The following is a 13,527-nucleotide window of genomic DNA, read 5'->3' on the forward strand; positions in this document are numbered from 1 at the left end:
TTTCACAACTAAGCTAATCAATCAGACAGGTAATTATTAAATATATCATATTTTTTATTATTTTGTTTAAAAACCTTGTTTTAAAAACAAAAAAGATAAAACATAATACTTACAATGAACTACTATTCATCATCTTCCAACCAGATGGATGAAATCATTATATATGTTCTATTCTATCATTACCACCCCAGCTTTTACGGTCACTGTTTTATTCTTGAGACGAACTTTTATAGTATGCCGACGTTGTAAATGTTCGTAAATCGTTTGCAGAAAATACCTTGAAGCACTAGCTCCCGCACGATTGAAAAATTCCTTGCAGACCCATTTAGTTAAAAAAATCTCATCCAACAAAATATCAGGGATTTCGATATACCAAATGCCATCTTTATTTTGGATTAACGATAAAAACGGCATAGATTGTTTCCGTAAATACTGTGAGAGTTCTTGCGATTCCTCGGCTAATGTTATCAAAGGATGTGAAACATTTTTACCGAAAACTTCTTCTAGCCAAGGGAACAACTTGTTACGCATACGAGCACGAAGATACTTCTCGTCGGTATTAGATACATCGTGAACATATCTAATATCATATGATTCTAGAGTATCAACTAATATATTTTTAGTAAGATGTAATAGAGGACGAAGAAGCAAAATACCTTGGTAATTACTAACCTCAGACATTCCTTTAAGGTTAGGAAGATGTGCTCCTTCTAATATACGTTTCAAAATAGTTTCTGCTTGATCATTAGCATGATGTGCTAGAAACACACCTACGAAACCATCATCACGACACAAACGCTCGAAAAAATTGTAACGATACTGCCTAGCTGTATTCTCCTGATCCCTAGTATGATCTACATCATCAGGGATACGTTCTACAACACAAGGAACGTTTTCACGAGCACATAAAGAAACTAGGTTATCAGCTTCTTGCTTGGAAGTCTCTCTCCATCCATGGTCTACGTGAACTGCAGTAAAAGAAACTCCTCGAGATTTCAAGAGGTAAAAAAGAAACAGAGAATCACTTCCCCCCGATAGACCTAATAGGTACTTTTTTTTGCGATCTAAAGAAGAAAAAAAAACTTCTAATCGCTTATCATCCTCAAGTAAAGAAAAGGGCGCCATAATTACAAAGCCTTTACAAACGTAATTGTCAATAAGTGTTTGTTTTCGAAAAAACAACTATTGTCATAACACCCGTTTTCTAGTAGTAACTGCATAAATTGGGTAAGTCATGCCTATTCTATGGAAAGTATTAATTTTCCGTTATTTAAAAACTGTTATATTTTGTACACTCAGCTTAATTTGTATTTCAATTATCAGCTCTCTACAAGAGATTGTGAGCTATATTGCCAAAGCTGTGCCTTATTCGATAGTTTTACGATTAACAGCATATCAGATCCCTTATCTTTTACCATTTATTTTACCAATATCTTGTTTTATATCTGCGCTAACCCTCTTCCGAGGATTGTCTGAAAACAATCAGATTACTTTTCTCAGAGCATCTGGAGCATCTAAAGGAATTATATCTTTCCCGATTTTAATGATTTCTTCAGCAATTTGCTGTTTTAATTTTTATACATGTTCTGAACTCGCTTCCATTTGCCGTTTTCAAACCTGCAAAGAAATCGCCAATATGGCAATGAACTCGCCCGCCCTTCTGTTACAAACTCTTCAAAAGAAAGAAAATAACAGGATATTTATTGCTGTTGACCATTGTGCAAAAAGCAAATTTGACAATGTAATTATTGCCTTTAAAAGAGACAATCTAATTTCAAATGTTGGTATTATAGAAACGATTATTCCCGATACCACAAAAGATTCCGTGAAAGCAAAAAACGTCCTAATGATTTCTAAACTGCCTCCTTCTTTATCCAATCGAGATACAATCAATCACAAAGAATATTATATTGAATCTTTAGAAGAAATGTTGATTCCCAAGGTTACATCAACATTATTTGCTGGAAGATCGTATATGAAAACAAGAACAGATTACCTACCTTGGAAACAGCTGTTTAAACAATCTTTTAATAATTATGTCAATTTACCAGAAATTCTTAGAAGAATTGCTCTAGGTCTTTTATGTATTACTCTCACCTATGCGGGCATGATATTGGGGACCTACAAACCAAGATTCCGTAAAGCCAATGTTCTTTACTATAGTTTCCCGGTAATGAACCTTATTCTATTGATTGTGGGAAAAAATACTGCAAAAATACCTTCAGCGATTGTGTTATTCATTCTTCCCCAATTAATTACTTGGGGCGTACTTGCTTGTCGTTCGTATCGAGAAAATAAAGGTTATGCATAAATGCTAATTTGGAAACGTTATTTACTTACAAGGTTTTGGCTAGCTTTAGGTTCTCTAGTATTGTTAGCTTTTATTTTCTATGCGTCAATACACCACTCTTTACATGCAATTAAAGGCAATACTACACATATCGCTGCTACTGCATCATTAAGACTCTCGGTTCTATACTACCTCTCACAAATTGCTCTAAAAGCAGAGTTTCTAATGCCCCAACTTGTCGCTGTGGCAACAACTATCACTTTATTTTCTATGCAAAATAGAAGGGAGGTTCTTCTGTTACAGTCTTCTGGGCTGTCTCTAAAATCGTTAACTTCTCCTTTAATCTTCTCCAGTTTTGTGATAACTCTTTTTTTATACGCCAATTTTCAATGGCTACATCCTATTTGTGAGAAAATTTCCATTACTAAAGAACACATGGACCGAGGAACTTTGAACAAGGTACACGATAAGGTTCCTGCATTGTATCTCAAAGACCAAAGTGTACTACTATACTCTTCTATTGATCATAAGAATTTGGCTCTAAACAATTGTTTTTGGATAAAAAACTCTAAAACAATTTACACCATAGAAAAGTTATCGTGTACAACACGCTCTCTACCTATTGGTTTGGATGTTATTTGTTTTTCTGAAACCAGTCCTGGGAAGATAGAAATTTCTAATTTTTTTGACATGAAAGAATTTCCAGAAATTGAGTTTGGATTTTACGACAACCCCTTTTCGAAAATATTTACAGCCGGTGGGAAAAATAGACTTTCTGAATCCTTTCAAGCCATCCCATGGAATGCAACAGGACTGGGACTATCAACAACCATTCCTCAACGCATTCTATCTTTGTTATCTAAATTCTACTATATGTTGATATCGCCTTTGGCATGTATTTCTGCAATGATACTATCAGCATATCTATGTCTACGCTTTAGTCGTGTTCCTGTTGTCACTTTGGCTTACTTGGTTCCTTTGGGGACCATCAATATCTTTTTTGTACTTCTAAAAGCCGGCATAGTATTAGCAAACAGTAGTGTTGTCCCAACTTTACCAGCAATGCTATTTCCTTTGGTTGCTTTGATAATATTTACAAACTATGCTTATGCGAAACTTCTATAATTTCATTAAGATAGTTTGAAAAATCCCATCGTTCCAAATTATATTTGAAAAAAGGTTGCAAATTGCAAATATGATGTCTGTTTTTTCTCAAGCAATTTACAAATTTACTCAAAAGATCGATATGTTGAGAAAATATCAATCGATCTCTAGCAATTAAGGTAGGGGACAACAACTTTGTCATAAATAACTTTAATTGATGTTCATCCCAATCTTTCTCTTTTGAAAAGAAGATAAACCCAGAAACGAACACAGCAGCGTAATCTAACCCATCTTTAGAAGTAACGATGATATTATCCGGGTCAGTTATTTCAACTAACTTAAAAACTATAAGGTAGTAAATTATATGAAGTAACAAAAATTTGTCGTTTTTAAAAAGAATTTTTTTCTTAGAAAAGAAAATCTCTTTTAACTCCTTCAAGCTGTCATTCAAAAATTCTAAGATTTCTTTCTTAATATCTTTAGATAAGAAAAACGATGACTGCGCATCAGGCTTCAGAAACTCTTGTTTTAATACATCGAAAAATCCTGAGAATGTCTCCTGTTCTCCATGCTCTTTTTCTAGAAGTTTTAAAGTGTCTTCCGGTTCTGGAAAAGAGAAACTAATTACATAGTCTCTATATTCAACTTGCCCTAGATTTTCTTCTAAAACACGACTGCGAGCACGATCCTTCTTTGACTGTCTATCTTGAATGTTAAGAACAAGAATTTTCTCATTCAATACACCCTTTGCTTTCAAGAAACCTAAAAATTCGTCATTACAATTAGCATAGAGTATAGAACTTTGTGTGATAGGATTAGCAGTACGGATAACATTTATTGATTTGTCACCTAGTTGTAGTTTGCCTTCTAGTGAAGGTAGCACCCCCAAAATAATGGGATCGAAAACGATAGAACTTGGCTCTAAGAGCCTATCTATTGCTTTAAATAAGGGTCCATTAGGATATTGGGCAAAAAATCTATAAAGTTCATCATATATTTCTGAAATATAATGTCCCGGAGATAACTCTTTTTTATCTCCCGTTCTTTGTAACTTTTTAGTGATGTGGAAGTACAAATAGTGAGCAGCATCTTCAAACACTAGCCGACTTTCAAATAATCCTATACTCAAAGCATTTAGCAATGTTTGCGATTGCTTTACATGATTAGAGTCTTTAACACTCTCAGAAAAGAAAGCCTTCCATGCTTCTCTTAGAAAAAGAATAAAATCATTAAAATAGTGGGTATTATTTTTCTTAGGATTGTTACGTAAAGCTGTAGCATCATACCTTGAGAAAAATAGGGCCATTACGGAATTATGGACTTTTACTGTGGACTCAATATCTAAGTTTTGCAATGCCTCCTCATAGAAAAGGCGTATCGGCATGTCGTTAGTAAATACTAAGTAGGAAGCTAATTTCTTAACCTCTTCACTGTTCCATAATAAGGTTTTAGTGAGAGGATCATTTTCATGAGCTGTTTCATGAATCTTCCCCTGCTTATAAATAATTTGTGCTAACGCATCCGTATAGAATCGTTTATTCCTTTCGTCTAATATATAAAAAAGTTCATAAGAGCGGTCTCTTTTTACTTCGACCAAATTATTTAAGAAATTGATATCATCTTCGGGTCTTCCCGTAAGTTCTCTAGCTAAAGGTTCACTATGATCTTCTTTTACTATTTTCCTACTCAGATCCTCCTGGATTTGAGAATAAATTTTATTAATTTCTAAAAAATCATTAGCAAGAGAGTGGTACAAATCTCTTTCTCTGCTTTCTAAAAAAGATGAGATATTTTGAACCCCAGATATCAAAAAATGAGATTCCTGCAATGCTTTATTAGCTTTACTTGTTGGTAAAGTCGCGGCTTGTTTTAGATAATCCTCTAAACTTTTAAGAGAATTTTTCATTTCGGCAAGAGAATGGTTACCTCTAGATACATTCGAGACGGTGCATGGATTGTTAAGAAAACCTGCTTCTGAAGATCCGTAGGACATCTTTTTAAGATTTTCCAGGTGTTCTAAGGCCTTTTCAAAATTATAGCAAGATTTTCTCATACTTCCCCCAAGTAATCAAAAAAACTTAAATTATTATCGCGAGATCGTCTTTCTAATTTATTAGAAGAAATAATTATATATCAATTAATTTTTATAAGAAAAAATAATTAACAGATAACAAGTAACTAAATTGCAGAAATTAAAAATTAAAAATTAAACAAAAATAAAAAACAGAAACTATTTTAAAAATATGGAAATATTTTTTTCTTATAAAACTCTTTGATACACAAATACATAGATAATAAACACTACAAAATAAAAAGAGTTTCTCTCTAATAAATCTAATACATGGTTAGAATGTGCGTCGGAAAATTCAAAATAAGTGAAATACTATGAAATTCATATTGTTATTAACATTAAGTGTGGCTCACGTTACATCGATAATAGCCTCTGATCAAGATTTAAAAACTATGTCACCCCCCACAATACAAAATCTTGAACATGTATCTTTAAAATACATGGACTCTAACGAAGATAAATTGTCGTCGGAAGGAATAAATGTAAATCGCGTTAAAGCTATGATCATCAATCTATGTACTTATGGATATGAGGAACAATTTGGGAACGATCAATTATGTCGGTCTATTTGTGTTAGTTTGCAGGGCATTTTAGAATCTTCTCTAGCAAAAATGTTATCCTTAGGACAATTAGAGTCAGTAGATGCTATATTTTTAACTCCCTTGCCAATTACACCACTAAGAAAACATGGGGCAACTACAAATCTATCTGATCGTATTTTCGAACGTTCTTGTCAATTCACCCTAGATTTACGGGAAATCACTATTAGGCAATTAAGGGATGCAGGAGGAAAACTCATTATTGCGTATTCCTTAGACACTTATCATTTACTCAAATCTTGCACAGATATAGGAAGTCAAGAACAAGTAAGTATATGGGAGAAAGAGAAGCTACATGACAACATCATGGATATCCCCTTAGTTACTGACATTCCAAAAGATATAATTGGAGCTATCTATATTATTAAGGATCGAGAAAGAGAATATTGCATAGTTATGCAAGCTGTACAATCTAAAAGCACGTTAACACATGACACATTCACATGGAAAATATGGCTATCACAAAGTAACGAAAAAAATCCGGGAACGGATCAAGCCATCCGTATGTTAGCCTTCATAAACGCATCAGCGTAAAGGAAATTGTTGTTGTGTTATGTGAGACACGTAGCGCAACAATGACCTAAAGAACTTTGAGAAGCTGAGAATCGGAAGAAGAGGGATTCGAACCCCCGGACCCTTTCAGATCTCCTGTTTTCAAGACAGGTGCATTAAACCGCTCTGCCATTCTTCCTTAAAAACATCAAACAAACTGACGTAAAAACCTTACATCGTTTTCACTAAAAAGACGAATGTCCGAAATACGATGCTTCAGCATGGCTAATCTCTCGATACCCATACCAAGAGCATAACCCGTATACAACTCCGGATCGATACCACCGTTACGAAGTACCTGAGGGTGTATCATACCAGCTCCAGCGACTTCTAGCCAACCAGAATATTTGCATAATACACATCCATCTCCCTGACATTCACAAGAAACATCTACTTCAATACCCGGCTCAACAAACGGAAAATAGCTATGACGTAAACGCAACTCTACTTTTCTGCCAAAAAAACCGTGATAAAATTCTCTGAGAACTGAGGTTAGATCAAAAAAAGTAACATCACGATCTATATAAAAAGCCTCTACTTGATGGAAGATAACATGGGAACGGGCAGAAATGTCCTCGTTTCTAAAACATAAGCCAGGAGCAACTATTTTTACGGGAGGTCGACACCCGCTAATTTCCCTTGCTTGTACATTAGAAGTGTGTGTACGTAATACTGTAGAGGGATCTAAATAAAAGGTATCATGCATCTGACGGGCTGGATGATCTTCCTCGAAATTTAGTAGAGAAAAATTATTTTCTTCACTTTCAATATGAGGAGCCTCTCTAACACAGAAGCCCATACAAACAAAAGCATCAACGATGTCATCAAGGACCTTCTTGATAACATGCCTGCCTCCTAAAGGAAAGGGTTCTCCGGGAAGAGAAACATCTACTTTTTCTTTAAAAAATTCCGCAGCCTGCTCTGAGGCTAAAATAGAGTGACCATGTTCCCTTATAAGCCCCTCAACATAAGACTTACATTCATTAATAGAAGCACCAAACAGAGCTTTCTCCTCTGGAAGGCACTCCCTTAACTTATCCGCGAAAAAACGAAAAACACCTTTCTTCCCTAGGTAACGTACCTTGAGGTCGAAAAGCTCCTTAGAAGAACTAACTCGACGCAAATCGATAAGAAATTGCTGCTTTGTAGCTTCAAGTTCTTCTTGGATCGTCATAAGATATCTTTTCCTAAACAGCTGCCTCTAGTGCCTTCTTTGCTTGATTAGCGACCTCAGCAAACCCTTGCGGATTATGAATCGCCATCTCCGAAAGCATCTTTCTATTTAAATTTACACCAGCACATTTCAAGCCATTAATTAGACGGCTGTAGGACAAACCATGAATTCTCGAAGCCACATTAAGACGGGCGATCCAAAGGCTACGAAAATCTCCTTTGCGATCCTTTCTATGCATATAATTAAAAGCCATGGCTCTCATGACAGCAGAACGACTCTGGCGAATATGACCTTTCCTATCCCCCCAAAAACCCTTCGCTTGTCTTAATATACGCTTACGACGACGTCTAGAAGCTACTGAACCTGTTGCTCTTACCATAATAAAATCCTTTATCTTTAAACAAGCATCATACGCTTATACATACCTACTTGCCCCTTATCTACGAGAGGCCGCTTAGATAGACTGAGCTTTTGTTGTGAAGACTTCTTTGACAACTTATGCCTTCTTCCCGGACGGGTTCTCTTTAATTGGCCAGAGCCTGTCAACTTAAAACGAGCCGCAACGGACTTATTGCTTTTCATCTTGGGCATGGAACTTTTCCTGTTTTTTCTTAGTTTTGAGTGTTCCCGGAGCTACAACGCAAATTAAGGAACGACCGTTTAATTTAGGTTCAGATTCTATGAACCCCACATCTTCGAGGCCTTGGCTCATCTTCTGAACAACCTTATGACCATGCTCAGGATAAGCAAGTTCCCGACCTCGGAACATACACGTAATTTTTACCTTGCTACCTTTCTCAATAAAAGAACGTGCTTGCTTCAGTTTTGTGGAAAAATCGTTGTCGTCAATATTAGGCTTCAACTTAACTTCTTTGATGCGAACTTGATGCTGAGCCTTCTTGCTATCTTTTTCCTTCTTTGTCAGATCATAACGATACTTTCCATAATCCATGATCTTACAGACAGGAGGCTCGCTATTAGAGGCTACTTCCACAAGATCCAGATTAGCCTCTCTGGCTAAATCTAAGGCATCTTTTATGTTTAATATGCCTAACTGCTCACCTCCAGACCCTATCACGCGGACTTTAGGAGCTCGTATCTGTCTATTAATTTTTAAATTTAACGCCACACTCTATCCCGATTTCTCGTTATCACGGTTTGTATAATGATCAGAGCTACCTTTTGTCCTAGTAAGAAGATTCAATGGAGACTTCTCACACAAGTAGACAAGAAGCACAAGATCTTAGAGCATTCTTAAAAGAAAAGCAATTGAAATCCCTTGACAATTTAGGAAATCAATCTGACTTAGATCATCAATAATTGAGAGATAGCCTTGATCTACCACCATCAACCATCTAACTATCTAGTTACAGCTTCCACACATTTTACGTATTCACTACTTTCCCGCCAAGATCTTCTAAAAGAGTATGTTCTACTAAGTAGTAGAATGCCAAATTTAGAGCTCCTATCAGTCCAAACCAAAAACTAAATTAAATAATATTTTAATTAACGCCAATCCATGGACAATTGCATCGATAATGCCTAGATTAAATAAATAATCGTATAATTTTATTTTAGAACATCCACCTGTTAAACCTCGGTTAGCTGGGGATTTTGTTATATCCGCGACCACCAAGTTTTTTAGTTGCAATTAAAACTTTCCAACATATAACCTTCTTTATCTGATATTTTCTGAACTCTTTCATACTGGGGTTTTCTTTAGCGACCGCTGAATCCTTGCTTGATTGTAAACATTTAATTTGGTGTCATCATGTCTGCGCTGGCTTCTGAGACTCCCGCGGAGTCTTGTATTGGTTTTCCTCGTCCTCTGCCTAAGCAAAAGACGCGCGAAATTGTTTTGCAAATGCTTTACGCGCTCAATATGGATATGAGTGGGGATCAGGGTCTTGTCTCTCTCCTCATGGCACAGAATTCTGTCACTCATAAGCATGCTTTTTCTGCACTAGATATGTCCAGGGAAATACTGAATAAATCTCCCGAATTAGATAGTTTAATTAGTAAGACGATAAAAAATACCTCCTTTGATAGATTAAATCTTATGGAGAAGAATGTTTTGCGCCTTGTTCTGTTTGAGTATCTTTACCTCCAACCGATTAGTACATCAGTATTAATTGCAGAAGCTACACGTTTAGTGAAAAAATTTAGTTACAAAGAAGCTTGCTCTTTTGTACACGCTGTCTTGAATGATGTTTTTTGTTTAGATACGCCAATAGCAGAACCTGAACACTCTCTCATGTGTTGTTAATACAACTTTGAATTGTTTCAAGCGGAATTTCCAACGTGCAACAGTCTATTATCCCGCATTTTCCTTTTTCTGTGCGCCGAGGCGTCTGGTTAAGCAGGTATTCTACCTTTCGTCTTGGAGGCCCTGCCAATTACTTTAAGGAAATTCGATCTGTTGAAGAAGCTAAACAAGTTATTCGCTACCTTAGAAAAGAAAACTATCCCTTCGTTATCATAGGTAAAGGATCAAATTGTTTGTTTGATGACCGTGGAGTAGATGGCTTTGTATTATATAACAACATCCAAGGTAAAGAACTACTCGACAACGATCGCATTAAAGTATACTCCGGGGTTTCTTTTTCTTTACTAGGAAAAGCTTTATCTGATTCTGGATATTCTGGTTTAGAATTTGCTATAGGGATCCCAGGGTCAGTTGGTGGAGCTGTTTTTATGAATGCAGGAACTGGAATGCATGATGTAGCTTCTGTTCTTGATAGTGTAGAAGTTATTGACGAATCGGGAGAAATTCGTTCCTACTCTTCCCAAACTCTGGAACTAGGTTACAGGACTTCCTGTTTCCAAAATCGCAGAGAATTTATCTTATCAGCTACTTTTAATTTAACAAGAAGTTCGTTGGCTTCTCAAACAGCAAAAGATCTTTTACATCGAAGATTGTTAACCCAACCTTATCAAGAACCCTCTGCTGGATGCATTTTCCAAAATCCTCCTGGCCAGTCTGCAGGTAAACTGATAGAAGAGATGGGACTCAAAGGCTTCTCGATCGGAGGCGCTCAGGTTTCACGCAAACACGCTAATTTTATTATAAATGATGGGAAGGCAACTTCTGCAGAAGTAAAGGAACTAATTGAAATAATTCGTGATAAACTGAGAGCAACGGGTGTAGATTTACGACAAGAAATTCGTATTATTCCTTATCAATTGAACGACTAACCCGACGAAATAAAATTAACTGAGGAGCCTTAGTTCTGTTTATCAAACGGAATAAATTCACTTGCCAAATCTTTGGGCTTAGGGTTTCTCCAAAAGCAATTATCTCCCTAGTTTCTTTTTCACCTTCTTCGTGGCCTGGATAACAGACAACAGTGATCGCTCCGTCATCGGATACGAAATCTAGAGCCCGTCTAATACTGGCTATAGTGCTAGCAACTAAAGTAGTAATACTTTTATCACCAGATGGCAGATAACCTAGATTATAATGGAATAATTTAGCTCCTTTCTCTTCAACAAATTCATGAGACATTTTCTTAAGTTGTATAATGGAGCTCTCCTGCATAGAAAGAGTCGATGCAAACAACTTTCTAGCGTTTTCCAAAGCATAGTCTTGAATATCGTAAACAACAAGTCGTCCAACTCCCTGTAATATACGAGCTAAAACCAGACTATCCCGTCCATTACCACACGTTGCATCCACAACTAAATCCCCAGGTCGAACAATATCACGAAAAATTGCATGCGATAACTTAACTACATTACCTAGAGAAGATCCTATTTCCTTAAACATCAATATGCCTATTGCAAAGATACTCTTTTCATTGTAAAATGCGTCCCAGGTTTTGGGGTATTAGCTCAGTTGGTTAGAGCGTCACGTTGACATCGTGAAGGTCAGCTGTTCAAGTCAGCTATATCCCAATTCTTTTTAAATTCCGTGTAGAGAATTTCTTGTCCTTTAGATCTCCACAATTTCTCAAACCAAGAGTTTCCGTAATTCTCTGACATTTTGTAGTAATGTGGTGCCTCTATCGTGGGGGACATTGACTTTTTTATGGTCTCTATTGCTTCTCCCAAATAGTGAATGTCATCAGTAACAAGTACTAACATGCCAGAGGCTTGCAACACACGAATAACATCCTCCATAAAGGGAGCTTGAAACAAACGATGCTTACGATGACGTAGTTTCGGCCAAGGATCTGGAAAATTCACAATAATCTTCTGAAAAGCTTCAGAACCAACGTAATATCTAAAAAACGTTTGAGCCTCACCGTTGACGATCTTAAGATTATTAACTCCAGAATTACACATTTTAGACCAAATCTTCCGTACACGATCAAAACGTTTCTCAACAGCAATCCAGTTACTATTAGGATTCTCTAAGGCTTGAGCTACTATCCAATCTCCATTTCCAGAACAGAGCTCACAGAAAATGGGAGAGGTATTCCCAAATAGTTCTTCCCAACTAGGCATAGAAAATTTTTGATGATCAAAATAATATCTAGGAATATGTAGGACATTCTCTTTGAGATAGGGACGACGTTCTTCCCAAAAATAGGGAACTTTCAAAGCTTGGGGCTTCATGAGAAAACTAAACTAAGGACTTAACAATCAAAAGATTATAGAAACATCCGAAGTTTTATATAAGAGTTTTCTAAGAAAAATTAAAAAAAGCGAGCATTAAAATATAATGCCCGCCTTATAAGAAATAAAACCAACTTACCAGCTTAAATTACCTGCAGTCTGGTACTCCATGACCCTGGTCTCAAAGAAATTCTTTTCTTTATTGAGGTCGATAGTCTCGCTCATCCACGGGAATGGATTTTTAGAATGGTACAGCGGCTTCAGACCTATTCTTTCTAGACGACGATCTGCGATATGACGCACATAGTCGATAAACATAGGCGCCTTCAAACCTAAGATACCTCTAGGCAGACAATCTCTAGCATATTCAATTTCCAGATCTACCGCTTTTTCTATCAAAGCAACAATTTCATTTTGAAGTTCTTCTGTCCATATTTCAGGATTTTCTTCTTTAATACCGTTAATAAGATCAATACCAAAATTCAAATGAATGGTCTCATCTCGTAAGATATATTGGTACTGTTCTCCAATACCTGTCATTTTATTTTGGCGATGGAACGAAAGGATCATTACAAAACCACTATAGAAGAAAATACCTTCCATAATGATATAATAGCCAACCAGATTCTTAATAAATTGCTGAAGCCCCTCTACAGAATCTGTATGGAAATTAGGATCTAATATATTTCCTGTCAGACTCATTTGAAAATCATCTTTTGCCTTGATAGTAGCACGTTCATTATAGGCATTAAAAATTTCTTTCTCATCAAGCCCCAAAGATTCGCAAATATACAGAAAAGTATGAGTATGTACGGCTTCTTCATATGCTTGCCTCAGGAGATACTGACGTGCTTCAGGATTAGTAATATGTTTAAAAATGGCCAGAACAATGTTATTTCCAACCAAACTTTCTGCCGTACTAAAAAAACCTAAATTAAGCAGGATGACCCTACGCTCATCTTCTGAAAGGTCCTTCGATTTCCACAACTCAATATCACGTGCCATAGGCACTTCTGTAGGCAACCAGTTATTTGCGCACCCGTTAATGTAATGTTCCCAGGCCCACTTATACTTAATAGGAACAAGCTGATTCACATCAATCTGATTACAATTGACTAAGCGTTTCCTATTAATATCCACGCGCTTTAACTTACCGTCAAAAATATCTGCTTCCATAATT

At 36.3% G+C, this 13,527-nt stretch carries 14 protein-coding genes and 2 tRNA genes; 6 read left to right on the forward strand and 10 right to left on the reverse strand.

The features are described 5' to 3' along the window. Positions 1 to 168: 168 nt before the first annotated feature. The gene (gene tilS, locus H359_RS03980; protein ID WP_020370470.1) at positions 169 to 1,125 is read right to left on the reverse strand and encodes a tRNA lysidine(34) synthetase TilS; all 957 of its coding nucleotides are present in this window, start codon (positions 1,123 to 1,125) and stop codon (positions 169 to 171) included. Between the two features lie 109 nt (positions 1,126 to 1,234). Between tilS and H359_RS03985 the strand changes: the two genes are divergently transcribed. Continuing rightward, a complete protein-coding gene (locus tag H359_RS03985) occupies positions 1,235 to 2,311 on the forward strand; it encodes an LptF/LptG family permease (RefSeq protein WP_020370471.1) in 1,077 nt (358 codons plus the stop codon). Beyond that, positions 2,312 to 3,415: an LptF/LptG family permease gene (locus H359_RS03990; RefSeq protein ID WP_020370472.1), complete on the forward strand. Its 1,104-nt coding sequence runs from the start codon at positions 2,312 to 2,314 to the stop codon at positions 3,413 to 3,415. Here the strand turns inward: H359_RS03990 and H359_RS03995 are convergent. Then, positions 3,384 to 5,447 (reverse strand): hypothetical protein, encoded by a 2,064-nt coding sequence (locus H359_RS03995; RefSeq protein WP_020370473.1) that lies wholly within the window; start codon positions 5,445 to 5,447, stop codon positions 3,384 to 3,386. The two genes, H359_RS03990 and H359_RS03995, sit on opposite strands and share 32 nt — an antisense overlap. Before the next feature lie 332 nt (positions 5,448 to 5,779). On the opposite strand from H359_RS03995, the gene H359_RS04000 reads away from it, so the two are divergent. Next, complete coding sequence (locus H359_RS04000; RefSeq protein WP_020370474.1) at positions 5,780 to 6,598, forward strand: hypothetical protein; 819 nt, start codon at positions 5,780 to 5,782, stop codon at positions 6,596 to 6,598. A 72-nt stretch (positions 6,599 to 6,670) separates the two neighbouring features. Here the strand turns inward: H359_RS04000 and H359_RS04005 are convergent. From H359_RS04005 to infC, 5 genes are all read right to left on the reverse strand, one after another. Continuing rightward, a tRNA-Ser gene (locus H359_RS04005) sits at positions 6,671 to 6,755 on the reverse strand. Positions 6,756 to 6,764: 9 nt separating this feature from the next. Continuing rightward, positions 6,765 to 7,790: a phenylalanine--tRNA ligase subunit alpha gene (gene pheS, locus H359_RS04010; protein ID WP_020370475.1), complete on the reverse strand. Its 1,026-nt coding sequence runs from the start codon at positions 7,788 to 7,790 to the stop codon at positions 6,765 to 6,767. A gap of 13 nt (positions 7,791 to 7,803) precedes the next feature. After that, positions 7,804 to 8,169: a 50S ribosomal protein L20 gene (rplT, locus tag H359_RS04015; RefSeq protein WP_020370476.1), complete on the reverse strand. Its 366-nt coding sequence runs from the start codon at positions 8,167 to 8,169 to the stop codon at positions 7,804 to 7,806. Between the two features lie 17 nt (positions 8,170 to 8,186). After that, a complete protein-coding gene (gene rpmI / locus H359_RS04020) occupies positions 8,187 to 8,381 on the reverse strand; it encodes a 50S ribosomal protein L35 (RefSeq protein WP_021119613.1) in 195 nt (64 codons plus the stop codon). Then, positions 8,359 to 8,919: a translation initiation factor IF-3 gene (gene infC, locus H359_RS04025; protein ID WP_020370477.1), complete on the reverse strand. Its 561-nt coding sequence runs from the start codon at positions 8,917 to 8,919 to the stop codon at positions 8,359 to 8,361. Before infC ends, rpmI begins: the two co-directional genes overlap by 23 nt. A gap of 642 nt (positions 8,920 to 9,561) precedes the next feature. Here infC and nusB point away from each other — a divergent pair. Together nusB and murB are read left to right on the forward strand one after the other, a co-directional pair. Continuing rightward, positions 9,562 to 10,056 (forward strand): transcription antitermination factor NusB, encoded by a 495-nt coding sequence (nusB, locus tag H359_RS04030; RefSeq protein WP_020370480.1) that lies wholly within the window; start codon positions 9,562 to 9,564, stop codon positions 10,054 to 10,056. A 47-nt stretch (positions 10,057 to 10,103) separates the two neighbouring features. Then, on the forward strand, positions 10,104 to 10,985 hold the full coding sequence (murB, locus tag H359_RS04035) for a UDP-N-acetylmuramate dehydrogenase (RefSeq protein WP_407918997.1): 882 nt from the start codon (positions 10,104 to 10,106) through the stop codon (positions 10,983 to 10,985). Here murB and H359_RS04040 read toward each other — a convergent pair. Continuing rightward, the gene (locus tag H359_RS04040; protein WP_020370482.1) at positions 10,960 to 11,556 is read right to left on the reverse strand and encodes a class I SAM-dependent methyltransferase; all 597 of its coding nucleotides are present in this window, start codon (positions 11,554 to 11,556) and stop codon (positions 10,960 to 10,962) included. The genes murB and H359_RS04040 overlap by 26 nt on opposite strands. 54 nt (positions 11,557 to 11,610) lie before the next feature. Between H359_RS04040 and H359_RS04045 the strand changes: the two genes are divergently transcribed. After that, positions 11,611 to 11,684, forward strand: a tRNA-Val gene (locus H359_RS04045). Here the strand turns inward: H359_RS04045 and H359_RS05030 are convergent. After that, positions 11,658 to 12,347 carry a tRNA (guanine(46)-N(7))-methyltransferase TrmB gene (locus H359_RS05030; RefSeq protein ID WP_021119607.1) on the reverse strand — a complete coding sequence of 230 codons (690 nt, stop codon included), beginning with the start codon at positions 12,345 to 12,347 and terminating at the stop codon, positions 11,658 to 11,660. The two genes, H359_RS04045 and H359_RS05030, sit on opposite strands and share 27 nt — an antisense overlap. A gap of 135 nt (positions 12,348 to 12,482) precedes the next feature. Beyond that, entirely contained in the window at positions 12,483 to 13,523 is a 1,041-nt protein-coding gene (locus H359_RS04050; protein ID WP_020370483.1) for a ribonucleotide-diphosphate reductase subunit beta, read from the reverse strand. Positions 13,524 to 13,527: the final 4 nt, after the last annotated feature.

Origin of the sequence: Chlamydia ibidis 10-1398/6 (assembly GCF_000454725.1) — a bacterium.
In the GTDB taxonomy this organism is placed as follows: Bacteria; Chlamydiota; Chlamydiia; order Chlamydiales; family Chlamydiaceae; genus Chlamydia; species Chlamydia ibidis.

Coding starts and splice junctions, on each gene's coding strand:
- tilS (WP_020370470.1), bottom strand. CDS start 1,125: ATGGCGCCCTTTTCTTTACTTGAGGATGATAAGCGATTAGAAGTTTTT.
- H359_RS03985 (WP_020370471.1), top strand. CDS start 1,235: ATGCCTATTCTATGGAAAGTATTAATTTTCCGTTATTTAAAAACTGTT.
- H359_RS03990 (WP_020370472.1), top strand. CDS start 2,312: ATGCTAATTTGGAAACGTTATTTACTTACAAGGTTTTGGCTAGCTTTA.
- H359_RS03995 (WP_020370473.1), bottom strand. CDS start 5,447: ATGAGAAAATCTTGCTATAATTTTGAAAAGGCCTTAGAACACCTGGAA.
- H359_RS04000 (WP_020370474.1), top strand. CDS start 5,780: ATGAAATTCATATTGTTATTAACATTAAGTGTGGCTCACGTTACATCG.
- pheS (WP_020370475.1), bottom strand. CDS start 7,790: ATGACGATCCAAGAAGAACTTGAAGCTACAAAGCAGCAATTTCTTATC.
- rplT (WP_020370476.1), bottom strand. CDS start 8,169: ATGGTAAGAGCAACAGGTTCAGTAGCTTCTAGACGTCGTCGTAAGCGT.
- rpmI (WP_021119613.1), bottom strand. CDS start 8,381: ATGCCCAAGATGAAAAGCAATAAGTCCGTTGCGGCTCGTTTTAAGTTG.
- nusB (WP_020370480.1), top strand. CDS start 9,562: ATGTCTGCGCTGGCTTCTGAGACTCCCGCGGAGTCTTGTATTGGTTTT.
- H359_RS04040 (WP_020370482.1), bottom strand. CDS start 11,556: ATGTTTAAGGAAATAGGATCTTCTCTAGGTAATGTAGTTAAGTTATCG.
- H359_RS05030 (WP_021119607.1), bottom strand. CDS start 12,347: ATGAAGCCCCAAGCTTTGAAAGTTCCCTATTTTTGGGAAGAACGTCGT.
- H359_RS04050 (WP_020370483.1), bottom strand. CDS start 13,523: ATGGAAGCAGATATTTTTGACGGTAAGTTAAAGCGCGTGGATATTAAT.